At 68.9% G+C, this 26710-nt stretch carries 19 protein-coding genes and 1 pseudogene; 5 read left to right on the top strand and 15 right to left on the bottom strand.

Translation table 11 applies throughout. The annotated features are described in order from the left end of the window. The first annotated feature begins 5 nt into the window (after positions 1–5). Entirely contained in the window at positions 6–1160 is a 1155-nt protein-coding gene (locus NLX85_RS18130) for an exonuclease SbcCD subunit D (protein ID WP_254336625.1), read from the top strand. 10 nt (positions 1161–1170) lie between these two features. Beyond that, on the top strand, positions 1171–4479 hold the full coding sequence (locus NLX85_RS18125) for an AAA family ATPase (RefSeq protein WP_254336623.1): 3309 nt from the start codon (positions 1171–1173) through the stop codon (positions 4477–4479). A 56-nt stretch (positions 4480–4535) separates the two neighbouring features. Here NLX85_RS18125 and NLX85_RS18120 read toward each other — a convergent pair whose 3' ends face one another. The 7 genes and pseudogenes from NLX85_RS18120 to NLX85_RS18095 all read right to left on the bottom strand — a co-directional run bounded on the left by NLX85_RS18120 (position 4536) and on the right by NLX85_RS18095 (position 12761). Beyond that, a complete protein-coding gene (locus NLX85_RS18120) occupies positions 4536–5729 on the bottom strand; it encodes a hypothetical protein (RefSeq protein WP_254337516.1) in 1194 nt (397 codons plus the stop codon). Positions 5730–5781: 52 nt separating this feature from the next. After that, positions 5782–5868 (bottom strand): annotated as a pseudogene (locus NLX85_RS33465) (hypothetical protein); the annotation flags it as partial. A 281-nt stretch (positions 5869–6149) separates the two neighbouring features. Further along, entirely contained in the window at positions 6150–9683 is a 3534-nt protein-coding gene (locus NLX85_RS18110) for a DEAD/DEAH box helicase (protein WP_254336621.1), read from the bottom strand. Continuing rightward, the gene (locus tag NLX85_RS18105) at positions 9673–10398 is read right to left on the bottom strand and encodes a DUF1837 domain-containing protein (protein WP_254336619.1); all 726 of its coding nucleotides are present in this window, start codon (positions 10396–10398) and stop codon (positions 9673–9675) included. Before NLX85_RS18105 ends, NLX85_RS18110 begins: the two co-directional genes overlap by 11 nt. A 284-nt stretch (positions 10399–10682) precedes the next feature. Next, entirely contained in the window at positions 10683–11012 is a 330-nt protein-coding gene (locus NLX85_RS33705; RefSeq protein ID WP_374628119.1) for a hypothetical protein, read from the bottom strand. Next, positions 10894–11973 carry a hypothetical protein gene (locus NLX85_RS18100; protein ID WP_254336617.1) on the bottom strand — a complete coding sequence of 360 codons (1080 nt, stop codon included), beginning with the start codon at positions 11971–11973 and terminating at the stop codon, positions 10894–10896. Before NLX85_RS18100 ends, NLX85_RS33705 begins: the two co-directional genes overlap by 119 nt. After that, a complete protein-coding gene (locus NLX85_RS18095) occupies positions 11970–12761 on the bottom strand; it encodes a Piwi domain-containing protein (RefSeq protein ID WP_254336615.1) in 792 nt (263 codons plus the stop codon). Before NLX85_RS18095 ends, NLX85_RS18100 begins: the two co-directional genes overlap by 4 nt. A 40-nt stretch (positions 12762–12801) precedes the next feature. On the opposite strand from NLX85_RS18095, the gene NLX85_RS18090 reads away from it, so the two are divergent. Beyond that, positions 12802–14163: a hypothetical protein gene (locus NLX85_RS18090; protein ID WP_254336613.1), complete on the top strand. Its 1362-nt coding sequence runs from the start codon at positions 12802–12804 to the stop codon at positions 14161–14163. Positions 14164–14438: 275 nt separating this feature from the next. Here the strand turns inward: NLX85_RS18090 and NLX85_RS18085 are convergent, their stop codons facing one another. The 7 genes from NLX85_RS18085 to NLX85_RS18055 form a co-directional block, all read right to left on the bottom strand. Further along, the gene (locus tag NLX85_RS18085; RefSeq protein ID WP_254336611.1) at positions 14439–15464 is read right to left on the bottom strand and encodes an HNH endonuclease; all 1026 of its coding nucleotides are present in this window, start codon (positions 15462–15464) and stop codon (positions 14439–14441) included. Continuing rightward, positions 15461–15655, bottom strand: a complete 195-nt coding sequence (locus NLX85_RS18080; RefSeq protein WP_254336609.1) for a hypothetical protein — start codon at positions 15653–15655, stop codon at positions 15461–15463. Before NLX85_RS18080 ends, NLX85_RS18085 begins: the two co-directional genes overlap by 4 nt. Then, positions 15652–15978, bottom strand: a complete 327-nt coding sequence (locus NLX85_RS18075; protein WP_254336607.1) for a hypothetical protein — start codon at positions 15976–15978, stop codon at positions 15652–15654. Before NLX85_RS18075 ends, NLX85_RS18080 begins: the two co-directional genes overlap by 4 nt. A gap of 117 nt (positions 15979–16095) precedes the next feature. After that, positions 16096–17154 (bottom strand): Wadjet anti-phage system protein JetD domain-containing protein, encoded by a 1059-nt coding sequence (locus NLX85_RS18070; RefSeq protein WP_254336605.1) that lies wholly within the window; start codon positions 17152–17154, stop codon positions 16096–16098. Then, positions 17151–21620 carry a hypothetical protein gene (locus NLX85_RS18065; RefSeq protein ID WP_254336603.1) on the bottom strand — a complete coding sequence of 1490 codons (4470 nt, stop codon included), beginning with the start codon at positions 21618–21620 and terminating at the stop codon, positions 17151–17153. The genes NLX85_RS18070 and NLX85_RS18065 overlap by 4 nt, the downstream gene beginning before the upstream one ends. 16 nt (positions 21621–21636) lie before the next feature. Next, complete coding sequence (locus NLX85_RS18060) at positions 21637–22434, bottom strand: hypothetical protein (protein ID WP_254336601.1); 798 nt, start codon at positions 22432–22434, stop codon at positions 21637–21639. Continuing rightward, complete coding sequence (locus NLX85_RS18055; RefSeq protein WP_254336599.1) at positions 22349–24058, bottom strand: hypothetical protein; 1710 nt, start codon at positions 24056–24058, stop codon at positions 22349–22351. Before NLX85_RS18055 ends, NLX85_RS18060 begins: the two co-directional genes overlap by 86 nt. A 721-nt stretch (positions 24059–24779) precedes the next feature. Here NLX85_RS18055 and NLX85_RS18050 point away from each other — a divergent pair. Continuing rightward, positions 24780–24974 carry a hypothetical protein gene (locus NLX85_RS18050; RefSeq protein ID WP_254336596.1) on the top strand — a complete coding sequence of 65 codons (195 nt, stop codon included), beginning with the start codon at positions 24780–24782 and terminating at the stop codon, positions 24972–24974. A gap of 11 nt (positions 24975–24985) precedes the next feature. Then, positions 24986–25507 carry a site-specific integrase gene (locus NLX85_RS18045; protein WP_254336594.1) on the top strand — a complete coding sequence of 174 codons (522 nt, stop codon included), beginning with the start codon at positions 24986–24988 and terminating at the stop codon, positions 25505–25507. Between the two features lie 219 nt (positions 25508–25726). Here the strand turns inward: NLX85_RS18045 and NLX85_RS18040 are convergent, their stop codons facing one another. After that, positions 25727–26677 (bottom strand): DUF6745 domain-containing protein, encoded by a 951-nt coding sequence (locus NLX85_RS18040; RefSeq protein WP_254336592.1) that lies wholly within the window; start codon positions 26675–26677, stop codon positions 25727–25729. Positions 26678–26710 lie beyond the last annotated feature (33 nt).

The raw sequence follows: 26710 nt of genomic DNA, 5'->3' as shown, positions 1-26710 counted from the left end.
CGGACATGAGGTTCCTGCATACCTCCGACTGGCACATCGGCAAGACCCTGAAGGGCCACAACCGCCTCGCCGAGCAGAGCGCGGTTCTGGAGGAGATCGTCGGCATTGTCCGGCAGCACGAGGTGGACGCAGTCCTCATCGCGGGCGACATCTACGACTCGGCGGCACCGTCGGCCGAGGCTCAGCAACTTCTCGTCCGGACCTTGCTCGAGATCCGCAATTCCGGGGTGCAGGTGATCGCCATCGCCGGCAACCATGACCACGCTCCGACCTTCGACGCGTACCGACCGCTGATGAATGAGGTCGGCATCCACCTCGTCGGCACCCCCGGGGCCGGCTCGGACGGCGCGATTGAGATAACCGCCCGGTCGACCGGCGAGTCCGCGGTGATCGCGACGTTGCCCTTCGTCTCCCAGCGCACCGTCATCCGGGCAGCCGAGCTCATCGCCAACACGCCCGTGATGAACTCCATCAGCTACGCCCAGCGCGTCGAAGACATGCTGACGGTCTTAGCCCGCGCCTTCCGGCCGGATGCCGTCAACATTCTGATGGCACACCTCACCGTGACCGGAGGCAAGTTCGGCGGCGGCGAGCGCGACTCCCAGTCAATCTTCGAATATCACGTGCCAGCTAGCGCGTTCCCGGCTGAGGCGCAGTACGTGGCGCTTGGGCACCTGCACCGCAGGCAGGCGATCGGCGCACCGCGTCCGGTGCACTACAGCGGCTCGCCGATCTCGATCGACTTCGGAGAGCAAGACAACGACAGTGCCGTGTGCCTCGTGGAGGCCACACCGTCGACGCCGGCGAAGGTCACCGACATCCTGATCAAGAGCGGTCGCCGGTTGATGACGCTCCGGGGCGCACTCGCCGAGATTGAGAGCCGGGCGCGTGGCACCGGCGATGCGTTCCTCCGCGTCCTGCTCAAGGAGCCGGCGCGTGCCGGTCTGCTCGAGGAGGTTCGCGATCTCCTGCCAAACGCCCTCGACATTCGCATCGATCCGGCCTTCGCCGCCCCGAACGCCACCACCCGGCCGGCGAGCAGCGGCATCGAGCGCACCCCGACGGAATTGTTCGCCGAGTACTGCGCCACCAAGAACATCGACGACCCACGGCTGGCGGCACTCTTCGCACGCCTGCACGACGCAATCTCCGAGTCATAAGGGGCAAGCTATGCGGCCAGTGCTGCTGGAGATGACCGGCTTCGGATCGTTCCGTGAGCCGGCGACGGTTGATTTCACCGATGCGGACTTCTTCGCCCTCGTCGGCCCAACGGGCGCCGGCAAATCAACCGTCATCGACGCGATGACCTTCGCACTTTATGGATCGGTGCCGCGCTGGGACGACCGGCGAACCGTCTCGCTGGCGCTGTCACCCGCGGTGAATAGGGGAGTCGTGCGCCTGGTCTTCGACGTGGGTGCCAGCCGGTACGTCGCCGCGCGCGAACTGCGGCGAACCCGGGTGGGCGTCGGCATCCACAGCGGCCGACTCGAGCGGTTGATCGACCGCACCCGGCTCGGGTCCACCGATGACGAGACTGAGTTGATCGCGGCCGACGGCAAGGTGAATGCCGCCGTCGAAGAACTCCTCGGGCTGTCGTTCGACCACTTCTGCTCCTGCGTCGTCCTGCCCCAAGGCGACTTCGCCGAGTTCCTCCACGCCAAGCCAGCCGACCGCCAGAAGATCCTCACGCGCCTGCTCGGAATCGGCATGTACGAAACCATCGGACAGCGCGCCAACGCCGAAGCGGCCGAGGCCAAGCAGCGAGTCGCTTTCCTCGACGAGCAGATCGGCCGCCTCGCCACCGTCACGCCGGAGGCCTTTGGCGATGCTGACCAACGAGTCCAGCACCTCACCGCACTGAAAGACCAGTTCGTCACGATCCTGTCCGAACTTGCGACCGCTACAGCAGCGGTCGACGAAGCGCGGCAAAACACCGACCGGATCCACGAGGAGACGCAACTACTCGGCGGCGTCGCACTCCCGTCCGACCTTGAGATGCGCGCCGAGCGGCTGGCCGAAGCGACAGGCGCCGCAGATCGGGCCACCGAGGCCTTCGCCGTAGCCGAGAAGGCTGACGACATCGCGAGGGCGACCTTCGAGACGGCGGCCGCGGAACGGGGTTTTCTGGAGCACGCGAAGCGCAACCACGCCGAGCGCTCACAACTCGAGCTACAGCTACCCGACGCGGAGAACGATCGCGCGGAGGCGGCTAAGACTCTCGCCGCGGTCACCGCTGAACGCGATCTGGCGATGCAGACGGCGGCCGCTGCTCAAGCGGCGTCAGAGACCGCGAAGGCGGAGGCAAAGTCCGCGCGGGAACGCGTCGAGACGGTCCGGTCCCAGTACGAGAAGCTCAACAGGCTGTCCGTCCCGACCGGAGTAGACGAAATCCAGGAACGCGAGGTCTCCGTCAAGAGTGCGCTAGCGGCCGCCGGCCGACGCCTGGCCGAGGCGGAGGAGGCGGAGTCTGACGCGCGCCGCGATGTTGAGGCGGCACCCACCCGTAGCCTGCTGGACCAGGCCAAACACCACCACGCCGAGTTGACCAAGCTCGCGGCCGCGGAACCGGACCTGATCACCCGGGCCGACCGGGCGCGAGGGGACGTCACCGCGAGGCAGGTCGCACTCGACGAAGCGATCCGGGCCGTTGACCAGGCTCGACTGGCCCGCAACGAAGCCGTCCGCGCCCAAGCCGCGGCGGTACTTCGGCCGCACCTCTTGGCCGGCGAGCCGTGCCCGGTCTGCGAGCATCCGGTGAAGGAGCTGCCGGCACCCCTCGAACATGAGACCGTTGCGGCGACCGAGAAGGCCCTGGCAACCGCCGAACGGCACCGCGACATCGCGGCCCGGCAACACGTTGCGGCCTTGGCGCAGGAGCAGAAAGCCAGCGACGCGCTTGCTGCAGCGCGGGAAAAGACAGCCGAGCTCAGGCGAGCGCTCACCGGCGAATGGGCGGACGAGAGCGCCGTTGACGGCGAGCTGAGTCGTCTGGACGGCCTGAACGCCAGACTCAAGAAGGCCGGCGTAACGCTCCGCGAGTCTCGGGCTGCTCACGAAGCGGCTGGCCAGGCGGCGGCGGCGCTTGCGAAGACGTACGCGGAGGCGCGGACAGCGCTGACCGCCGCTCGGGATCCACTTGTCTCGCTCGGCGCGCCGTCCGTGGACGGGCTCGACCTAGCGGACGCCTGGCGCACCTTGGCGAGCTGGTCCGGTCAGATGGCCGAAGCCGACGCCAAACTCCTGCTACAAGCCGAAGCCGAGGCGCGCAAAGCCAACGCCGAGTCGTCGTCGATGGCGGCGCGTCTGAAGCAAGCGCACGGGGAGGTCGAACGCCTCGATACGGCGAGGGTGGCCGCGGAGCGTTCGGATCGAGAAACCGAACTGACGCTTCGCACGAAGAATGACCGCTTGAGGACTCTGGCGGAAGCCCTGGGCGCGGCGCCGAGCAGTGCCGAGGTTGCGGCCGAGCTGGCTCGGATCGACCAGCTAGAGGCGGAAGCCAAGGTCGCACAAGGGGAACTGAAGGAAGCCCGTGCCGGCCGCGACTCGGCTATTCAAGCGCTCGCCTCCTTGAAAGCTCAGGAGCAGACGGCCTGGAAGGAACTTCGCGCGGCACGGGACGTGCTCGTTCCGCTCGGGGCCCCGCCGGCCCGGGAGGAGAACCTGCGGACCGCCTGGGCCGAGCTCGTCGGCTGGGCCGAGCAGGAAGTCGGCAGGCGAGAGGTGACGTTCGCGACCGCCCGGGCTGCTCTTGCGGCGGCGGAGCACCACCGTGGCGAGAAGGAGCTGGCGCTTGGTCAGGCCCTCGGGCAGGCGGGAATCGCCATCTCTCCTGCCTCCGCAGCGGATACGGTCTCCGCCGCCGTCGCTGCCGAGCTTGAGCGGGCGCGCGCCCACGTCCAGAGCATCGAGGCGCAATTGTCGCAGCTGGCCGACCTGCGCTCCAGCCGGGCGAAGTCGCACGAGGAGCATGCCGTCGCCAGCACGCTGGGCGGCCTACTGCGGTCGAACGAGTTTCCCCGCTGGCTCGTGGCATCGGCTCTTGACGTCTTGGTCCAGGACGCCTCGGCGAGCCTCGCCGAACTGTCCGGTGGCCAGTTCAACCTCGCGCATGAGAACGGCGAGTTCGTGGTGATCGACCACAACAACGCCGACCTGCCTCGGCCAGTGAAAACCCTCTCCGGTGGCGAGACGTTCCAGGCGAGCTTGGCGCTGGCGCTCGCACTCTCGGCGCAGATCACCACGTTGGCCGCGGCCGGCTCGGCCCGGCTGGACTCGATCTTCCTGGACGAGGGGTTCGGAACACTCGACGAGGTGACGCTGGAGACAGTCGCCGGCACGCTGGAGAATCTCGCCAGCCAGGGCAATCGCATGGTCGGAGTAGTCACCCACGTGAGCGTCCTGGCCGACCGTGTCCCCGTGAAGTTCCGAGTGAGCCGCGATCAGTTCGGGTCAGCCATCATGAAGGACAACCTCTGAATCAATCGTCGACCTGCTGATAATCGGTCGCCGCGGCGGTGTGAGCCGCATGCACATTACGGCGCGCCGGCGGCGCCGTGATGAGGATTGGCGAGGCCCGAACCGAGCAGGACTCTCCGGGCACCGCCTCGCACCGGCATCGAGGAAGCGTTTGCACTTCCGACGTTGACCGAGCGTGCCGCATTCTGCCGCGTCTGTCGCGGCTCGACGAACCGAGACACCATCGCCTCCGCGATCCGGCCGGTGAACTCGTCGCTGCGGAAAAGCGGAATGCGGCGATCTCGGGCTGTGCGGCATGCCCGCGTTTCCGAATCCGCGCGTCGGACGATGACGGCGTCCACGTCGGTGTCGAACTCCTCCGTGACGACCACCCCGGCGGCTTCGCAGATGGCGTCGAAGATCTGCTGCGACGCCTCCGAGCGTCGGTGTCGCACGGAGTCGTAAACCCGATAGAGGCCGCTCACGTTGAGTGGTTCGAGGACTGACACCCCGGATGCCTCGTGTAGCAGGCACAACGTTGCGGCCACCTGTGCCCACTCATGCGTGAGGCCATGCCGTCGCATGTGCAGCGCCAGCAGATGCGACCGATTGATCTTGAATCTGCACGAAACCTCTTGTCCATCCGCGCCCCATGGATAGTTGAAGGCGCCGAAGTCCGTGCCGATCGGCAGCGGCAGGTGGGCGTCACCAGAGGCGCCGAACACTACCGGCACGCACACAAGCTTGAACGGGCTTGCCGAATCACGCACCAGCTGACCAAGGCCACCGCAGGAAAGGCTGCTCGGGAGACAGCCGACGTGGCCAGCCTTCGTCATCACCCCGATGATGTCGTCGCTGTACTCGTCCGGGAGTCCCGGATACAACACTCCTACGTACCAGGGGATGCCTTCATCATCGATGCCGTCTGGTGGGGCGCTCGACAACTTCCGTATCCTGGCCTCGTTGTGCCACACGCCCGACAATCGGGTCCGCGAGCTTCGCTCCGCCATCCACCACGGCAGCGTGAACCCACCGTTGGTTAGCTGCCCGTCTTTTATCCCCTTGGCCAGGCTTTGCCAATCCACCGACGGTGGCTGCTGCGCGTCATAGAACGCGTCGGTGTCGACCCAGCGGGCGCCGTCATCGTGACTGTCGTACCAGCTGTTCGCCGGAGCACCCCAGCCACCCCGAGAGTCTGCGGCAGCCGGGCTGTTGTAGCGGTCGTACTGTCGCCGCCTGGTCTCGTTGCCGAGGACATGGTACGCGGCCACCCGCCCACTGAGGGTCCAGGCTGGCCATCCCCATCTCGTTGAACCGGTGAATGACCTGCCGGATCGTGTCCTCTGCGGCCTGCACCAAGCGGGCGATCGCCGGCACCGTGTTCCGGCCGGCCGAGGCGAGCACGACCATCGCCCGCCGTAACCGGATCGGCGGGCCGGTACCTCTACGAGTGATCCTCAGCAGCTGCTGACCCTCCTGGTCACTGAGCCGCCGAACGCGAACGGGTTCTGCCACCAACACAGCCTGAACCACCTACACCGTGCGGTCGGCACCCCCGACGGCGTGTCATCCAGCACCGTGAACGTTCGTGGGCACGGCACTAGCTCCGCCGGATACGACAGGCGCTGCCGGCACCAAATCATTCGGTGCCGGCACGGACCGTACGGCCGCAGGCGGCGCAGCCGCCTGTCTCACGAGGGCAGCGGTGCGCCCGCCGGCGATGGCGATGCCTCCTCGGGGCCCTGATAGTGCAGCACGATCCCAGTACCGACGGGCATGCGCCGGGCGCGCAGCACCCCGTGCCGCTGCGGCACGAGGCGAACCGTCGCCTCGCCCAGCAGGTCGAAACCCGTCGACCAGATGTCGATCTTTCCTGGGTCCGTGTCGGTCACCCGTAGCCACGTTTCGGGATCCGGTGCCGCCGCGTGCCAGACGACGTCGGGGACGACCACGGTCTGCCGGCGCCACCGCCGTGCGCGGCGGGTCCGTGCGGGGTTCGTGAACGCCTCCCACGCCGACCGCGACTCGGGTGTCGGCCACTGCGGGCTCAACGCGTGGGCGGGGTCGAGGTTGTCGATCCAGTGATGCATGCCGGCCACCGTGTCGAAGGTGGCGCCAGTGCTGGTCACCGCCGATATGGCGGCGAGGCGATAGTCGAATCCGGAGCGGATGAGGACCGAGGCCGGCAGGTGAAAGGTGCCCGTCTCGATCGCGGTGACCGCAGTGCCCAGCAGGGCGGTGGCGTCGGCGTTGTCCTGGGCGGTCTCATAGACGCGGGCTGCCTCCATTCCCCAGACCAGCCGGTAGATGACGTCGGCTTCGATGAACTGCGCGATCTGGACCTGGTCGCCCGGCACCTCGCTGAGGGCCAGCCCGTGAACCCAGTGCCGGAGCACCGTGTCGCGGTTGTCGACCGGGTTCTCCGGTGCGAACGCCGGCACTGCGAACACGACGTCGGCGATCTGGGTGATCAGGTCGCCGGCTTGCTCGTGGTCGTCGCCGAGGAGTGCCGTTTCGGCCTGGCCGGCCAACGCGACGATGTGCCCCGAGACCTGCGCGAGTTCGGATCCTGCTTGCGCGCCCAGTCCGGCCAGATACCAGCCTCGGCGCTGCGAGGCCGTCGACGTGCGCCACAGGTGCCGGGTGCGGCTGAAGACGACTTCGCGCAGGACGGCCTGGGCGATGTCGTCATAGCGGCGCAGCTGACGCTCGAACAATGAGTCGCGCAGCGCATCGGTGAGGAACTGCGTCGCCGCGTCCGTGACGAGGTCCTGGTCGCCGTCACCGACGATGCTCAGGATGCCGATGTCGAGCAGCGCGAGGTTCGACCGCCAGCCCGCCGCCGCGGCGGCCTGCTCGTCAGCGATGCCGGCGGACAGCACGGGCAGCGACCAGTCCAGGCCGCCGGTGAGGTAGGCGAGCACCGGTTCGACCGAGGCCAGCCCGAAGGCGGTGAGCAGCTGCCGGACCAGGGCGACACCGACGCCGATGAGCCCGGACTGCAGCGGCCGGCCACCGTCGCCCTGGGTCAGCTCGAGCCATTCCCGGCGCCGCCAGGCACCGGTCTCGAAGATCGGATAGAGGACGAGACCCTCGGTGTCGACGAACGCCCGGCCGGCCCGTCCGATCACGTTGGCGAACTCGGATCCCTTGAGCAGCTCCCCGCTGCGGCGCAGCCCGTGAAAGAGCACGGCCGAGGCGGACAGGTTAAGCCCCTGGGCCAGTGTCGGCGAGGCGATGGTGACCTTCAGACTCCCGCGTTGCAGCAGCCGTTCCACCTCGCGCCGGAACGGCCCCGGCAGTGCTCCGTGGTGGATGGCCACGCCGAGCTCAAGACAGCGCAGGATGGGATGGTCGGCGCCGAACCACTCCGCTCCGACGGTCAGCGCGTCGCTGAGATCGACGCCGTCCGGCCGCACGGACGGGACCAGTCCGCGGCCGTGCAGGTCGATGATCTTCCGGGCGTAGGGCTCGACCGAGTTGCGTTGCGGGCAGAACACAAGGACGGTCTGGCCTTCCTCGACCAGCCGCCACCCGGTGGCGATGACGTGCTCGCGCTGGTCGGCCGGGAACAGCTTGCGGCGTCGCCCGCTGGGTTTCTTGGCCTCGAAGTAGCGGGGAATGAACGACTGTTCCGGTCCGAGCGTGATCGTCAGCCGGGCGTGGTCGTCGCGCCACTCGACCAGCCCGAACCGCTGCCCGGTAGGGCGCCAGCCTTCGCGATGCAGGCCGTCCGGCTCATCGTCGGTGATCCAGGCGACGAAGTCGTCAAGGTCATCGCCGGAGGGAAACACCGCCGAGAGGCACAGGATGCGCCGGGTCGCGGCGTCGGCGCGGCGCAGCAGGCGCTGGATCTGGGCCTCGTAGCGGACCTCCCGCTCGGAGGCGCCGATCATGTGTCCCTCGTCCAGCACGATCAGGCCGACGTCGTCGAGCACGGACGGATCGGAGCGCAGCGCGAAGTCGAGCTTTTCCGGGGTGGCGACGACGACCTCACCGGAGCGCAGGGTGTCTTCGTCCACGTCGCTGGTGCCCATGCTGCCGTACAACGACGAGACCCGGATGCCCAGCGGGGCGAAGGTCCGGGTTAGAACGTGCTCGGTCTGCGCGGACAGGGCACGTAACGGGGTTACGTACACCGTCCGGCGGCCTTGGGCGAGGCACGCCAGGATCGCCAGTTCGGCAATGCGGGTCTTGCCGGCGCTGGTCGGCAGCGCGACGACGAGATCCCGCGAGTCCTGGAAGATCCGGTGGACGACATGCAACTGCGACGGCCACAGGTCAATCTCGGCGCGCTCGCGGGCCAGCAGCGACGCGACGAAGGTCTCCCGAAGCTCGCGCCACCGGCCGGCACGGTCAGCGGCGACTCCGGGCGGCGGGGGCTGCGGAATCGTCGTCTGCAGGCTGGTGTCGAACAGCTCGCCGAGCAGGTGCCGGGTCAGGCGGTACACCCACCACGGCCCGGGCGCGCTGACGTCCGAAGACGCCTGTTCCCCGAGCTGCAGGTCTTGCAGCGCGGCGTCGAGCAGGGCGTGGCTGCCAATCTCGATGGCGAACAGGGCGGCCGAGACCGCGGAGAGGTAGTTCTCGCTGAGCAGCAGCATGACGGGCCCGACCTGATCAGGTGCGTTGTCCAGGTCGTTCAGGACATCCGGGTCGTCCGGGTCGACGTCGGGTGCGGTGAAGGCGGACAGCATGGCCTCGTCGGAGACCTCAGGTGACGACCGCAGCCGCCGGGTCCGCTGGTCGATAGCGGACAAGTCGCGCATGAGCAAGTCAGCGAGGGTGTGCTCCATCGGCGTGAGCCGGCCCGACGCGCGGCTCGCGTGAATCAGCGAATACGCGCGGGCGGCGTAGCCGGCGAGGTGGCTGGCCGCCCCGGCGACGAGGTTATGGAACACCAGATCGGGTCCGGGGGCCGCGTTGCGGGTGGCAGCCTCGATGGCGTACGAGCTCTGGATGAACCCTTCCCGGGTGAGGGTCGGCTGGCCCGTCGTGTCGTCCTCGGCCGCCTCCAGCAAGCCGAGGCTGGTCGACAGCAGGGCGTATCCGTAGTTGAGCAGGTCGGCGTCGAGGAAGGCGCTGAACGTAGGTGCGCCCGCAGGCAGGACCCCTTCGCGGCGGATCATCGATTGGGCCTGCCCGCGGGCCAGGAGCCGGCCGCGGAAGCCGGCGTCAGTGGCCATCGTCAACAGCTGTGCCAGGCGCTGCGCCTCACGCGCCATCGGTGACCACCAGCTCGTAGGCGTCGGTGATGAACTTCTTGTGGCCGTGGACCCGCAGCGTGATGGTCAGCTGCGCGACGGCGCCGGTGTACGCCTGCAGGTCAGCGGTCACGTGCTTGCCGGGGTCGTTGCTAGTGAACAGGAACATCAGGTGGCTGACCCGGTTGGCACGGACCTCGTCGAGCAGCTGCAGCATCAGCACGGCTTCGCCGACCTCGGCATCGGCTGTCGACAGCAGCCGCTCGGCGAACTGGGTGAGCGAGTGTGCCGAGGGCATCTCCTTTTCCCGCGCCAGACCCTTGCGGGCCTCCGTGACGGTGGCTTTGGCGAGGGTGACGCGGCTCTTGGCCTCCGCCTTGATGATCACCGCCTTGCCCGCGGCGTCGAGCTTCGCGCCCAGCACGTCGTCGCCGCGCATCGCCCACTGCTGATGGTCGCGTTGGATGAGCCGGCTCGGTCCGACCACCCATCCGTGCTCTTCGTGCAGGTACGCCGTCGCAAGGATCTCACCCATGTCCCCGGACCGTGCAGACGGCTTGGTCGGCAGCTTGTTGCTGAGGAACTTGGCCACCCCGTCCTTGCCGAGCCGGCGGGCGATGAGTGCGAGGGACCCGGAGTCGGCGTACGCGCCGGGCAGCGCGGCGGCAAGGGTAGCGATGCCAGTGGCGTCGTCGAATGACTCGATGACGCCAGCGTGGTGGCTGCCGATGGACACGGGTGCACCGAGGGTGCACCAGTTCCGGAAGTCAACGGTGTCCAACCGCGCACGTGTCCTTCCCTGGGCAAGATTTTCGGTGGAGGAACTGTACCGAGTCAGGAACCAGGCTGGGTCCCTGTCGACGGTGCTTCCCACCGATGACCCCGGCCGTGGGTACCTCCCCCCGCACCGATTCGGTCGAGACAGGCGGAGGGCCATCGCGGGATGACTCCATCGGCTCTGTCGGTCGAAAACGTGCCGACGGCGCGGATTGCCCTGCGCAGCGGATTAGCGGGCGGCCGTCACGGTCGGGAGCCGGACCCGCGCGAGCGGGACTGACGGGTGGGGACCGGCACGTGGCTCGGCCGAGACACAATGACGACGTCGGTGATGTTGGGCCGTTCCAGTAGGGCACGGCGGGTGGTGCCGTACTCCTGGACGGAGCCGGACTCGTCGTAGATGAACACGGCCAGCTTGCGGTAGGGGCCGTTGCCGGTCAGGTAGGCGACGTAGTCAATGAAGATCTGCTGCTCGAACTCCTTGAAGTCGCCGGCCTTGCGGGCGTACTTGACCTCGATCAGCAGGCCGAGCGACGGGATGCCGAAGTCGGCCCGGTACGTGCTGTGCCCGATCTTGCGGAGGGTCTCCTCGTCGACGAGGTCGGGGAAGACCCGGCCGCAGCATCATCCAGAGGATGTCCTGGACCTCGCGTTCGGAGGTGATCGGCCATCGGATGGGCCGCTCGCCGGTGGTGTCGTAGCGCCAGTGGCGCATCGCGTCCTCGAACCGGCTCAGCAGCACGCCGACGTGGTTGAGGCTGAGCAGCTGATCGTCGATGCTACTGGTGACGATGCGAGTGGCGGCCGCGATCAACAGCGCCGACCGCCACGCGGCGACCGGGCGCGGCCCGCCGAGCAGGATTGCGTTGATCAGACGGGAATGCAGCAGGCGCAGCTGGTCGGGGTCCCCGGCCGCGGGGCGGGGCGGCAGGGTCAGGACCCAGTGCAGGGCGGCCAGCTCGACCGGGTCGTCGATGCCGTCCAGGGCCGGCCGGGCCGCCGGGCCCAGGTCGAGCAGATGGCGAGCGTACTCCTGGAACAGCTGGAGCAGCAGGGTCGGCGGGCGTAGCCGGGCGTCCTGCAGCACTGTTCTCAGCCAGGTGCGGACCTGGGGTGCCTCGGCCGCCACGGCGGTGGCCGCCAGGGCCAGGCCGACGAGCTGGCCGGAGTCGTTGATGAAGGTCACCCCATCGCTCTGGAAGGGGCTGCGGCGCATCACTGCGGCCATGCCGTCGATCAGCAGTTCCTGGGCCGCCGGGCTCTGCTCGCCCGGGAACGCGGTCAGTCCGTAGCCGAGCACGGCCAGACCCGCGGCCTGGATGAACCGGTGCGTGTTATCGCGTAGCCACGCCGGCGTCAGCGGATCGACGTTCCAGCCGAACCCGAAGTGACGCCCGCCCAGCAGGTGATGGGCGAGCAGTCCGTCGAGGTTGCCGGGCAGGTTGGCCCGCAGCAGCGGCTCCTGTAGGGCCCGGAGCTGATCGCCGAGCAGGGGGCCCACCGGCACAGGCGCGCCGGGGTCCGGGGCGGTCACAGGAACCACCGGCTGCCGCGCAGGCGGGTGACGATCGCGTCAGCGTTCCAGTTCTTCACGTGCCGCAACTGGCCGAGCAGCTCGGCGATCAGATCGGAGTACTGGATGGTCACCGGCAGCCGCGAGGGGTACATCGTGCGCCACGACATGCTGGTGAACCGGTAGGCCTGCCGGGCGAGGTACTCGATGTCGGTGAACGTCGACTCGGCGTGCAGCTTGAGCAGCAGCGGCTTGGGGATCGCGTGGGTGGCGCTCTTGAGATCGTAGGGGCCGCCGACGGCCAGCAGCATCTCGCGCCGTCCGATCGCGACGGCGTGCCCGCGCTCCGGGACGAACCGGCCCTTAACCGCGCCGCCATGGGTGGCGATGCCGGTGCTCGCCCGGTCGAACATCACCAGCTCGTGGTCGTTGCTGACGTGGACGAACGCGAACTCGACCGACGCGTAGTCGCGGGTGAGCCGTTCCACCAACTGCTTGACCGCGATCGCCTCGACGTCCTTGAGCGGCTTGAACACGTGGAAGATCAGGCGCAGGCCGTCGCCGCGCTGCCAGGCGTTGCGGTTCTTGATGTCCTCGATGCACTCGGTGAGCGAGCGCAGCAGCTCCCGGGGGTAGTCGGCGTAGTCGGCCTCCCGGGAGGCGTCCGACAGCAGGTAGGTGCCGTCGGCGGAGAACACAGTGGTGATACCCACGACCCGTTCCGGCTCGGTGAGCCGGCTGGCCTTGACGTGGGCGCTGCCGATTCCGATGACCAGCTCCTGCGCCAGGGCGCGGGGCGCGGCGATCACGAACGGGATCCCGCCCAGCTTGGCGTAGCAGGCCAGCGCGATGCTGTTGAGCGGGACGGCGCTTCGGCAGCCGCACCGTCTCGATCTTGACCTCCTGGACCGGCACGCCGTGCCCCATGAACGTGGACTTCGCCACCAGGTACGGACTGTCGTCGCCGGCCAGGTGGGTCTGCGCCTCGCTGGTGATCACGATGGCCAGGTCGACGGTGCCGGCCTGCAGCGCCGCGCGGCAGGCGTGCCGGTAGGCGCCGGCGTCCAGCGGGCCGCCGTCGAACGGGTGCACCGAGACGTCGCAGCTGGCCAGGTGGTACTTGCGGATGAACCCCTGGCTGAACGGGGTCTGCCCGGGTACGCCGTGCAGCAGCTGGTTGATGAAGTTCTCGACGACGCCCTCGTGCTCGCGCGGTGTGATCACCGCGATCCGGGGTCGTTTGTTCGCGAAGAACTCGACGTCGAACGGCCCATTCGTGGTCAGGCCACGCTCGAGCTTGTAGTCGGTCTTGTCGCCGGCCTGGTCGAACCGGAACGTCGGCGACTGATACCGCACACTGTGTACCGAGCGCCCGTTGCTCGAACCGACCGGCTGCTCGATGGTGGCGGCCAGCCCGTTGGCCAGCAGCAGCGGCCCGTGCTTACCGAGCCGGGTGGCGATGTCGATCGTCTTCTCGTAGCGGCCGAAGGCGCCCAGCAACTCGAAGGCCGCCTGGTCGAGTTCCCGCTGGATGCGGGCGCCGTCGGTGCCGGCCAGCGTGCGCAGGACATCCTGGAAGGTCTCCAGCCTGCTCTCCAGCCAGGCCTGGCCCGCGTCCACGGTGTCCGCACCGGGGGCGTCGCGCAGGATCAGGTCGCTGCCGTGCACCCGCTCGACCGCCCCGGCCGCGCGCCGGTACGCCCACGGATCCATGTCCGGCTCCGTGACCACCGTGCCGGGATCGGCGAGCACGTACTGACCGAGCACACCGACCCCCAGCTCGAGCAGCTCCGCGACGGTCAGGTCGATCTCGCGGCGGGTCTTGACGCCGACGATCACACCCGGCCGGTCGGACGGGCCCATCGTCCGGGCATCCAAGATGAACTGGGGGTAGACGTGCAACCGGCCGAGCGCCTGCGGCCGGTGCTCACCCACGAGCGGCTCGAGCAAATCCTTACCGGCGAACCGGGACACGAACGTGACCGGCTGCCGTTTGCGCAGCTGGTACCCCCAGCCGCGGACCGCACGCAGCAGCGCCTGCTCCGCCAGCCGCATCGTCAGCGGCTTGTGCTCCCGCAGGTGATACGTCGACGGGGTGCCGTACGGGTCAGCGCCGTCAACGATCGGGATGCACTTGATCGAGTCCCGGATCCTGGTGACGACGTGACTGTCGGCGAGCTTGGCGCGCAGTTCGGACAACTGCTCGGGTGAGGTATAGGGCACCTCGCCGCCGTCGAACGTGGCCGCGGTGAAAGTGACGGGTAGGAAGTTGAATGCCTGCTGGGGCGGGCAGGGCCGCGGATTCAAGAGCAACACCTCGTCGAAGGACTGGGCCGTGGGGTGTGCCGTCGACCGCCGCGCCGACGACTGCCCATCGTCGCATCGAGGTACGACAAGAACGCCGCGGTGCCGGCGGCAGGACCCGGCCGCCCAGCGTCTCGGGCGACGATTCGAGTTGGCGGTGCCCTGGGCGCCGCCGGCTCGGATCAGATCAGCACGCTGCTGCGCGCCCAGTGTGTGACCTCCGCGGACGACTCGGCCGGTGGCCCGCCCGCGGCACCGAGCTGCCAGCTGGCCCACAACGCAAACCGGCCGGCGACCTCACTGTCCGCCGAGGAAACCATCAGACCGTCACCGCCCGGGGCGTCGAAGACCACGGAGCCGGAGAAGTGACCGGAGAACGCACCGTCGAAGGTGATCGTCAGCTCGTCGTTCGCACGGCTGAAGTCGACCTCGTCGATGGTCAGGTCGAGGTCGTCGCACTGCGGTTCTTCCGCGTTCACCGGACCGTTCGGCAGATTCACGCCCTCGATGGAACCACGGGCCTGCTCGGCGACCGCGCCAACCAAAGTGTGCACCCCGCTGCGCAGGGCGTCGACCAGTGGGCACCCGATGATCTCGGCCAGCACCGTCATGGCAGTGCGGCCCCGCTGGTTGAGGGTCAGCGCGACCGGGACCGCGAGGTACTCCAGGTCGACGTGCAGGCGGTCAGCGGTGAAGAAGTCGACGCTGGCTGGGTCGGTGAGGGCCAGTTTCTGCACGATCGCTGGCGCATGGCGCAGGAAGGCGGTCCGGGCCGGGCTGTCGTGCAGGCTGTCGGCGTTGACGCGGCGCAGGTAGCTGCCAATCCGGTTGCCGGCGGCGAAGCCGCGTACTGCGGCGTCCACCCGGGGCTCGAGCTTGCGGGCCTTGCCCAGGTGCATGCCGAGGATTAGCGTGATCGTCGGGGCGTGGTGGTTGCTCTTCTTACGGTTGCAGTCGCCGCAGATCGGGGCGAGGTTCGCCGGCCGGTCGAGGTCGAACTTGGGCGGCAGTCCGTAGCCGTGCAGCACGGTGGCGCGGTTGGCGGGGGTCAGGTTCCGCGCGATGAGGTGGTCGATCTGGGCGTCGGTGAAATCTTTGGGCGTTCCGCAGGCGTAGCACCGGTAATCCCACAGCCGGTGCAGCACGTCGCGCAGCACCGTGTTGTCGGCGTTCGGCTGATACCGCACCGGGGCGGTGCCCACGGTCACCGGGGGCTGCCGGACAGGTAATGCGCCAAGGCGAGCAGCAGCGCGACGGTGCCGGTAAGGATGGCGGTGGGCACGTTGGTGCCGCCGGCGACGGCGAGCAGCCCGGCCACCGCGCCGACCGCCGCGGCGGCGAGGACGAAGACGGCCAGCCACAGCCGCCGGGACGACGTGGTGGGTGCCGTCGAGGTCATGCGTCGGGGCCTTTCACTGCGGCGCCGCGTTGCGCCGGGTCGGACAGGACGGTGAGTAGCTGGGTGTAACGGGCCTCGACGCTGTCGGCGCGGGCGTCGGCCGCCGCGGCCGCGATCCGGGCTTCGCCGAGCCGGGTGTTGAGGTCGGTGTTCTCCGTACAAAGGGCCGCGATTACCGTCTCCAGACTGCGTTCGCGGGCGGCGGCTTCCTGCTGATACGCGGTCAGATCGGCCAGCCTACCCCGCAGCTGCTCGACCGTCGTGGTCTCGCCGAACGGGCGAGTCCCGGCGCGTCGTCGAGTCCAGACCTTCGAGGCCGGCACTAATCAGGGTTCCGGGCCATAGTGGTTCCCGCCGCAGCGGCGAGTACAGCGGTAGACAGCGCCACGGTCGCACGGGCTCCTGCGTCTACCGGAGCACCAGGCATGGTTGAGTGCGGATCAGGCTAGATCCCGCAGCCAGGTCCGGTCGGTGTCGAGGACGGTGCCGGTGAGTGCCTCCTGCGGGATTCGCATTCCGGCGGTCAGCAACGCCTCGGCAGGCGCAGCGGCCTCCGTGCCGAGCCATGCGACCAAGGGCCCAACCGCCTTGGCATCCACCGACGGCTGCCCGCTCTGCGGTACCCCATGAGACAGCAAGAGGTGATACAACCCGTGTGCCGGCCGTACCGCAGGCAGGCGCTCCTCGGCAGCGGTCCGGGCCGCCGATGCGGGGATACGCAGGCCGTCAGCGTCCAGGTCACCGAAGTAGGCGATATCGCGGACCGTCGTCAACTCGGCGATGCTGAGCACGGAGGCTTCGAACGCGCCGCCGGCACCCCAGGCGATTTGGCCGACCGCGTGCCCTGCGGTACTGCTGAGGACGCGGCGCAGCGTGTCGAACGTGTCCGCGTTCTCGACGACCAGCAGGACGTGTCCATCGCTGATGGTCCGCACCGGTAGCGGCGGGTGCGCGCGGAACGTTCGCAGCAGGTCGAGGCTGAGCCGGCCGGCACCAAAAAGCGTCGTGCCCAGAACCGCGTCCAGGGTCTTCTCGTAACCGAACAGTTCCAGCGAACGTTCCCGAGTGGGAACGATATCGGTGCCTCGTCCTCTGTCACGCAGCCAGCCGTTCACGGCCTGCAGCAGGCCGACCTGCCCGACCGTCAGTCTGGCGCTGGCCGCCCATGCCAACTCCGGGCGCCACGGCACCTGCCGTGCCAGTTGCGACGCGGAAACCGAGGCGGCCGGGGGTGGCAACGTCAACCGGACCGGTAATGGCGGGGCCGCGGTCCGGTCGGTCGCCTTCGACGGCGTGAGCACCCCCGCTGCGGTCAGAGCAGCGACTGCTGCTGCCAGGTCCGTGCGCCGTGACACCCGGGTTGCCGATGCCGGGTCGGCGCGGGCGTACAGCGTCCACAGCTCGTCCAGGGTGACGGTCCGCCGGCCCCACGCCTCCAACTCGGCAGCGAGCCGGGTAGCGCGCGGGGTCAGCGGGCCGCCAATTACGGTCCCGGTCATGCCGGCCTGCGGTAAACGCGGGTGGCGGTGATCGTGCCTGGAGCGATCTCACCCGGGGCGGCGTCGGCGTCGGTGAACGGGTCCGGTAGCTGACGCCGGACGACTTCGGCCACGCGGATGTGTTTCAGGCCGGCACGCAAGTCCGCATCGTTACGCATCCTGACCCACAGCGGGAAGGCGGCCAGGGCCCGGTCGTCGGATAGGCCGGTGGTGTACACGAGCTGAACGCCAAGGGTCGCAGCGACGCCCTGCTGCAGTTCGAGCAGGTACTCGGCGCTGGCTTTGCCGATTGGGTTGTCGAGGAACAATACGCCGGAGTGTTTGGTGCGCATCTGGCCGCGTTCGTTGGCCCGCAGCGCCGCCATAGTGCAGTACAGCACGATGGCGGCGGTGAGTTCCTGCCCACCGGAGAACACCTCGTTCATGTTCTCGATCGGTACCCGTTCGTCACGCAGGACCGCGTCGGGTTTGAGCAGGTCGACGGTGAAACCCTTCGGGACCGCTGCTTCGATGCTGCGTAGTAGCAGCACCATTCCGTCACGTTTCGGTGCAGTTCCGCTGCTGGCCCGGGCGGTCGCTGCCGCCGACATGTCGTCGACGACTTCACCGACGTGGGCGTGCAGCAGCGCCGGGTCGGGTTCACTGAACCGGATTCGGAGGAACTCCTTGCCCTCCCACTCGCCGAGGCCGGCGGGTAGTTTCGACAGTCGCGACGCGGTGCGCAGCGTCTTGAGCGCGCCGACGACGAGGGCGGACAGTCGGTCGACGATCATCTTGCGATGCTGGCCTGCGGAGTCGAGGTCGGTGGTTAGCGTCGCCAAGCGCTGCTCGAGCTGCGTGGTGAACTCTGCCGCACGAGCGGCGAGCTGGTCACGGTCGAGGCCGACGATCGCCCGGCGCGACATGTTGCTCATCTTCTCGAACTTCGCCTGATTCGCGTGCCGGACAGCGTGATCGACGAGGCGGTTCACTTCACGGCCGGTGCTGCTCTCCACGATCACCGCGGCGCTCAGCGTCTGTTGGACCCGGCTGGTCGCCGCCCGAGCTCCGTCGGAGTCGCCGTCATACGCCTCGATCGGGTCGTCCGGGTCGGCGGGCGGGTCGGCCAGCAGGACCGCGAGCGGGCCGTGGATCTCCCGAAACGCCCGGGCGGCTTCCTTCGCCACCTCGACCTTGCGGTTCAGGTCCTCGACGTCGCTGACAGCAGTCTCGTACTCGTGCTGGGCGTCGCGGTGCTCGGCAATAGCCGTCGTGGTGAGCCGCCGGCCGTGCTCGACATTGGTCGGCCGCCGGGACTCGGGCAGCTGAATCCAGGCGGCACCACCGGCCGGGGTGGCAGCTTTCAGGTCACTGGCAAGCCCGCCGACCTTCGTGTCGGCGGCGCTGACGGCGTCGGCGAACCGCTCACGTTCCCGGCGGGTTCGCGCGATCGCGGTCTGCCGGCCCGCTTCGTCGGCACCTTCCGGTGTCGCCAGCAGCTGCTCGGCGCGGTCGACGTCGGCCGGCTCGTGGCGGCCGACTTCCTCCCGCAGCCGGGCGGCTTCGAGGTCGGCGGTGGTGGCTGCTGCGCGCATGTCCTGGCCGACTTCGACGGCGGCGTACGCTGCGGCGGCGGCCAGGTACGCCGAACGCAGGTCGGACACTGAGGTTAGCGGGACGGCGGCGGCATGCTCTCCGGTGGAGGTGACCACGTCGCGCATGTCGGCGCGGTGCCGCTCGACACGCGCGGCCGCGTCCTGCGCGCTACGGGCCGCCTCGGTGGCCTCCCGTAGCTTCTGCTCCCGGTCGGCGGTCATTTCCCGCACGGTCCGGTCCGCCTCGCTGATCTGCTGCGCCAGTTCCGGCAGCTTGGCCCGCAGCTGTTCGGCAGCCCCGGTCGTCTGCTCCAACCGGGCCAGGGCACCGGACCGGTCCGCGGCCGCCCGCTCGGCGGTGCGCAGCTTGTCGACCTGCCCGGCGATCCGGTCGTGGGCCGCTTCGGCGGCGTCGGCGGCCGTGCGCGCTTCACGTTCGGCTTCGACAGCGTCGCCGAGTTCGGTTTCGCGCTGGCCGAGCGACTCGCGGAGCTCGGCGAGCCGGCCCGGCGGGTAGTCGCGTCGCCACCGGACCAGGTCGATGTGCACGTCACGCAGGTGGGCAAGGTCGTCGCCGCTGGCGCTGATCTCGCTGCCGCGGGTGATCATCGCGGTGCGCAGCTGCTCGCGCCGCTGCTCGGCGGCTTCCGGATCGAACAGCGCCGGGTTCGGTTCGATGACGAACTGCCCGTCGGCGGCGGGTTCCGCCCCGCTGGTGGTCAGCATCAGCAGGCCGGTACCGACCGCTACCGCAGCAGCCGGCAGCAGCTGGGCGTCCTGCAGCGCCTGCCGGGCCATGTCCAGTGCAGCGGGGTTGACGATAATGACACCGTCGGCGAGGTGCGGGTGATCGGCGATGACCGCGTCACGTTCGTCGGCGGGTACGTTCTCGGCCAGGTACCGCCATCCGGCGTGCGCGCCGATCCCGGCGTGGTGCAGCACCGTCAGGGTCGTCTCGACCGCGTCGCGGGGCGGCAGGAATCCGCCGTCGCCGAGCGCTTCGAGCAGCCGCTGGTCGTCGCGCTGCTCCGCGCGCAGGTCGTCGAGGATCTGCTCTTTGATCTTCGCGTCGCCGTGGAGACGGTCGATCACCGCGTCGGCGGCGCTGTCGAGCATGTCGACGTCGACCTCGTCGGCCGACAGGGCCGTGCGGACGAGGTCGTCACTGATCAGCGGTGCCGCCCGGTCCAGGATCGTCTGCACCGCCCGGGCGGCGTCACCGTGAGCGGTGCGGGCCGTGTTGAGGGCGGTGCCAGCTTCTTTCAACAGGCGGCTGGTTTCCCGGACTGCGGCCTGGGCGTCTTTGGCGTCCTGCTCGGCGGTCCGCAGCTGAGCCGCCGCGGTTGTGGCGGCCTGCTGCGCATCGGCGGCGGCAGTCTTGACATCCTCGCCGACGGCGAGCAGGCCATCAGCGACAGCGGCGTCGATCAGGTGCCGGCTTTCGGTGATCCGGTCGTTGATCTGCGCCTGCTCCGAACGCCACCGTTCGGCGTCGCGCATCGTCTGTGACCGGTCATCGTCGATCTCGGCGGCGCGGGCACGAAGATCACGTTCCGTGTCGTTGAGGTGGCCCTGCTTTTCACGGCCGGCGGAGACCTCAGCGGCGAGCTTGCTCAGCAGCTCACCAGCCGCGGCGTCACGACCTTGCAGCGCGGGACGGGCCTCACGTTCGGCGGTGACGATCTGTTCGGTGAATCGGGCGGCGCTCTGTGCCGCAGTGTTGCGGCGTTCGATCAGCCCGGCGAGCTCCCAGGCCCGCAGGTCCGCATCGGCGCCGTCACGGCCTTCGATCGCGTCGCGTTGTTCCTGCTGCGCGGCGGCATGCTCGAGCGCGAGGGTCTGCCGTCGGGTCTCGTTGACGATGTCACGGGCCCGGTCGCGGTCCTTCTCCCGACCGGAGGCGATCTCGGCCGCCCCGGCGGCGAGTTCACGCAGCCGGCTGGTCGCGGCCGCCTCAGCGGTTTCCCGCGCCCGGATCTGGCGCAGCAGCATCAAACCTTCATCCTCAGCGACCTGCCGAGCGGTGCAGGCGGTCCGGTGTCGGTCCTGCGCGTCGGCGAGCGGCCGCAGCGACGCGACAGCTCCGTCGACGAAGTCACGTTCCAACAGCATCGCGGCGCGGTCACCGACGGTCCGGGCGTACGACTCGAAGTTGTCGGCAACGCTGACCGCGTCCGCCGGGTCGAGGACGACCTTGAGGAGCCAATCGATGAAGTCACGGCTGGACTTGAACTTGAACGCGGTCGCCGCGTCACCTTCGTCAGCGTTCATCCGGCGCTGGATGCGGAACAGGTCCGGCTCGATCCCGATCGAGCGCAGATGACCTTCCCAGCCGCTGATCTCGGCGCCGACCCACGTCAACTGTGTCACCGGAGCGGTCCGGTCGATCTCCTGCAGCGCCTCTTTGAATCCGTCGACGCGCAGCCGCCGGCCATCAGCGCTGAACGGCAGACTGTCGATCTCCACGTCCGCGTGCGGGCGCAGCGACCACCACTGCTCGGAGAGCTTCTCCGCAGCAGAGGCGCTCCGGCGCCGCTGCAACGTCTTACCGGTGATCACTCGGCCGCCGGTGCGCACGTTCATCCACTCCAGGACCACGTGCGCGGCGTCGTCACCGACGACGAACTTTTCCATTACCGACCCGGGTCCGCCGACCGTGTTGCGCCGGCCCGGCAGCACGACCGAGAACAGCAGCTTGAGAAGCACACTCTTACCGCCGCCGTTCTCCAGCAGCAGCAGACTGTAGGGGCTGGGCCGACGCGTCGGCGCCCCGAACAGTGCCCCCTGCCCGCCGACGGTCGCACCGACACCGGACAAGTCCAGGGTGACGTCGGTGTACCGGGCACCTCGCGGCCCGACCCCGAACAGTCGAATGCGGTTGAGCTCGTACATTCTTCTCCTGGTTTTTCTACAGTTCGGTCAGCGACTGGGGCGTCCAGCCGACCGCGATCGTGGCGGAGCCGTCGGTGGCCTGCGTGATCCCAAGGCGCAGCAGCTCGTCGAACATCACCACACCGGCCTCACGGACCTGAGTCCGGTACCGCGGTGTGGTCCGGAACGTGCCGCCGCGTTCGTCGCCGGTGCGGACCAGCAGGCCCTGGTCGGCGAGGAACATCAACGCCTTGTTGATGATGCCGGTCGTGCTTGATGCGAGTTTGCGTCCGTCGCCGGTGCTTCCGGTCCGCGCCCGGCGGGTGTAGACCCGCCATGCAGCTTCCAACCCCGGTTCGCCGGCGGCGGTGTCCGCCGCGTCGTCCTGCGTCGCGGCTTCCGCAAGCCGCGAGGCCGCCTCACGCACGAACGCCTCGACGCCTTCGACGGTGATTCGGCCCAGATACGTTTCGTTGGACAGGTCCGCCGGCCGGGGGAACGCCAGCGTCGCCGCGCCCAGGTGAGCCAGCGCGTGCAGAACCCGTTCCGCGGCCTTGCCTTCGCCGCCGGTCCGGCGGGCGTAGTCGGTCATCTTCACCGCGAAGACGCTGTCTTCGGTCGACGCGACCACGATCCCCGCCCGGTCGCTGATCTCCATCACGACCAGGTCCATGCCGGTCGCGACGGCCTGCACGACGGCGGCGAACACATCGTCGGTGCGGGCACGTTCCACAAGCTCGCGGTATTCGTCATCGCGGGCCGGGACCAGCTTCGGCCGCAGACCGAACGCGACGAGCCGGGCCGCGTCCGCGGTCACCTGCGATGGTGTGGTCATGCAGCAGATCCTTCCGGGAGCTGGTAGCGAACGCGGCGCCAGGCGCGTCGGCCGGTTCGATAGCGGCGCGGGCCACGATCAGATCCGCACCGGCGAACTCCGGGTCGTCAAGCACGCTGCCGTCGTCGACGGCGATGAACACGGACGGCAGTTTGTGCCGCAACGCCGGGTTGATCTCCTGCGCGGCCAGCGCGACGACCCGCACGATGACCAGGCTTGGTAGGTCCGGGTGCAGCGACCGGGCCTCCTCCAGCAGCCCCGACAGTCGGCGCGGCGCGTCGACGTCGAGGTCCAGAAGGCCGTCGAGCAGGTCGTAGCACTCGGCGGGGAAGGCGGGCTCGTCCTCGGTCTCGTCAATTTGCGGCTTGTCGATGATCCCGCCGAGCAGCTCTCGTTCCGGCGGCGGGGTCACCAGCGCGGTGAACAGGTCACTGAGCCGCACCGCCGAGGGAACGTTCACGCCGGTTCCCCGGGCGAAGTACGCGGTCAGTACCTGATCGGCCTGCTCGACTGGCAGACCAAGTACCGGGACGAGTAGCTGTGCATGCAGGTCCAGTGCCGCGGCGGGGCTGTCTGGGGCGAACGTCTGCCGGTCCTGCTGGGCCCGGAATCGGCGGCCAGCGGCCTGCAGCGCGCTTTGCAGCTGCTCGTGGCGGCGCAGGCAATCCCGGACGACTTCCACCAGCCCGGCCGCCTGCAGCTTGCGGGACGCGACGTCGGCGGTGTCCCGGACTTCGATGATGTTGACCAGGATCGCGTTCTCCGCCTTGAACCGGGCGGCGATGTGTTCCACCGCCTCGGCGATGAACGCCGGCATCTCGGTCAGCCAGTCCACCGTGCGCACATCCCGCTCGGTGGCTTCCAAACGCTGACGCAGCTTCTCGCCGTACTGGATCGTGCGGTACCGGGCCGACTGTGCTGCCGCCTGCGCGTCGGAGAGCCGGCCTCGGCGGATCAGGGTCTCCAGGCGGAGGTCGGCCGCGATCTGCGCCGACTCGATGTCCAGCTCGAGCGCACCGACCAAGACGTTGACCGCCTCGTTCGTCGCCCGCAGGAAGATGCTGCCGTCAGCCGCCGGAACCTCTTCGAGGAGCTTGAAGTCGAACTCGAACCGGTTGTAGCTACCGTCACCTGCGGTGATCCCATACACCGCCCGGAAGCCACGGTCGGTCGACCCGACGTTGAGCAGGTTTTCCAACACCCACCGCGCCACCCGCAGGTGCTCGGCGTCGTCACGGTCCGGGGCGTGCCGGGCCGCGAACACGGCCAGGCCGGCGACAATCTTCTCCGGCGGAGCCCCAGTATCAAAGTCCATCGACAGGGTGACCAAGTCGATGGCGTTCAACGCCAGCTCACTCATCTGATAGACGTTGAAGTCCGCCGACTGGACCTGAGACTTGCGACTGTCGAGATCATGAAGCGGCGCCGTACACGCCAGCGCTTTCACGCGCTGAGCGAAACCGACGTCAGTAGCAGGTTGTAGCACGCCGGGCACACTACCGTCACCCTCTGACGGAACCACGCTGCGATCGATTGACCAGGCCTCGTTGACCGCCGATCGCGCCCGGCCCTCGGGAACGACGAGACCCAAGACCTCGTCTTCCTGTTGCCACCGCCATGACACGACCTCCTGTCCCGAGCGGTGAACAGCTTGTTCGTCCGCTTGTTCCTGCTGCCCTGCCTGCCCGTCCGCGTCCCCGTCCGGTTCCGATGCCGGTACTACCTGCCCGGGTTTAGCTTCCGGCGGTCGTCGATGCCACCGAGCTTCTGTTGGGGATGGCTGTCCCGTCCCGCTGCGGCCGGGTTGCCGAGCAGACCATCCTGCGGGCGTTGGGTTGGCAGCCGGGCCACCGCCTCGGCATTCAGGCACACCGAGGGGTGCTCGTGATCGCTCCGGCCGGCGGTGGTCGGTACAGGGTGGGCTGCCGAGGCGCGTTGTTCCTACCGGCTTCTGTTTGACGTATGTGTGGGATTGGGCATGGTGAGCCGGTGCTGCTGGCCGCGCTCGTCGGCCATGGCCTGGTGGTGGCGCACCCGGTCTGCGCGGTCGCTCGTCTGCTCGCTGACCTGCACGTCGAGCTGGCGGGAGGCGAGGATGTCTGCTGATCCCGCCACGGTTGCCGCAGCCCGGCAAGTCCTGGCCCATCTGGGTGTCACCGTGGCCGATCTGGAGTCCGACGCCGGCTTGGTGGTGTCAGTGCCGGCGGTTGCGGAGTATCTGCCGCGGGTGGTCGCGGCGGCGGGTCCGGGCGCGAAACGTACGTACGGCACGTACTGGGAGCGGATGGCCGCCACGTGGAGGTGACCGGTCCCTGGACCGCGTCGCGGCCAGCGACATCGAGGCGATGAAACAGCAGATGATCGCTGCAGCGCGGTCGCGGCGTAACAGCCGTAACGGCCGGCACGCCGGCGAGCACGTGATCGCTGCCGCCCGCGCTTTCTATCCCCGGGCCGTCGCTGACGGGCTGATCGACGCGTCGGCCAGTCCCGCGCACCGTGTCGCCAAACCCGCCGCCTCCCCAGCACACGCCGCACTCTGACCTTGCACGAGTTGGAGGAGATCAACGTGGTGGCGCGGGCAAGCGGCAAAGATGTCGTCCTCGACGCCCTGCTGCCGCGCCTGCATATCGAAAGTGCCTGCCGGCGCGGTGGTGCCCTCGCCCTGCGGCTTGTCGACCTGGACTCCACCAACGGGCTCGTGCGCCTGGCCGAGAAAGGCACCGTGCGGTGGCAGCCGGTCAGCCTCGACCTCGCCGCGCACCTGCACGACCACGCCCGCGTCCGCGGCGCCGTTCTGCCCACCGACCGGCTGCTGCGCTACCGCAACGGCCTACGGATCAGCAGCCGACGGTACGACCACCTGTGGAAACGCATCGGCGAGCGCTTGCCCTGGGTCGCCGCGCAGGGCATCTCCACGCACTGGCTGCGGCACACCACCCTCACCTGGGTGGAACGCCACTTCGGCTACGGTGTGGCCCGCGCCTACGCCGGCCACACCGACAGCCCAGGATCGTCCACCACCACCTACATCAAGGCGACCTCCACGTCGTCGCCGACGCGCTGTCGGCGATGACCGGCCAACCACACTCGTCACGGCGCGCGAGACCTCCCACCGTCCGGCGACAGGGACCTTTGGCAGTAACAAGAGGTCGGGGTTCAAAGGTCTAGTTGTCCGCCATAGCTCAGAGGGCACACCTAACCAGCCGATTTGCGTTCTCGAGGTAGCTGAGTGACCCAACCGCGGATGAAGCGGCCGGCGAGTCGCCCGTTGCGACCTGCTTGTGTCGGATGGTCAGGGCGGCGGGAGCGCCTTGCCGTCCCGCGCCCACATCTGGCTGCCGTCGGGCCAGACGGCGGCCGGCTCGTCCTCGGCGTGCAGCCGGCCCTGTGCGTTGATCCGCAGGACGGTGGGGCGTTCGCTTATGACGGCAACGTCGGTCAGCGGCCACCAGGGCCCGGCTGCCAGGGCCACCTCCCGGCATCCTTCCCAGGCGGCACCTGGCCTGGTGCCGAGGACCTCTTGGTACGTGTCGATGGCGGCCAGCAGAAGCCAGTCGGGGTAGTAGTTCCAGGCTGGCTCGAAGAACCAGTCACGGGGATTCAGGCAGTAGCGAACAACGGCATGTCCTTCGTCGTCCTGGTCGACGATGCTGCTTTCGGAGTCCCAGAACCAGGCCGGCTGCATGGTGTAGCTGGCGGTGAGGTTGCCGTCGATGGTTGCCCAGATCGGGCCATGCACGAGGTCGTACACCCGCCGCACCGTGTGCAGCACCGGTTCGAGGGTTCGACGCTCCGGTACGGTGACGGGATTGCAGCGGTACGGGTGCTCCATAAGGTCGTAGCGGGCTTCGACGCCGTCGTAGCGCTGCTCGCCGTAGTAACCGGTCCACTCCATGAAGTGGTGGAAGTCCCCGAAGGCGTTGAAGCGATCGAGCTCGCTGGTCTGCTCCCAGATCGGCGCCCGCGCCACAGCCAGGGACCGGTTGAGGTTGTCGCGCCGCACCGAGGTGACCAGCGACTTGTGTCCGTCTTCGAGGAGGCGTCGCAGTTGTTCGACAGCAGACGGGGGAGAGGGGCACCAGAGGAAGCGGGACGGCTCGGGCTGCCCGGCCGCCTGGTAGGCGAGTCGCGCGGCGGCTTCGGCGCGCGCATGGTCGGCGGGCTCGCAGGACAAGGCCGCCTGCGCCCACCTGTCGGCTACGGCTTGTGCTTGGGCCGTCATCGGGTAGATCGCTGGCTCCATGGTTTCCTCCAACAGGGACCTGATGGACGCCTG

Origin of the sequence: Micromonospora sp. A3M-1-15 (assembly GCF_024213425.1) — a bacterium.
Lineage (GTDB): Bacteria > Actinomycetota > Actinomycetes > Mycobacteriales > Micromonosporaceae > Micromonospora > Micromonospora chersina.
This window is presented reverse-complemented; position numbering and strand designations above follow the sequence as displayed.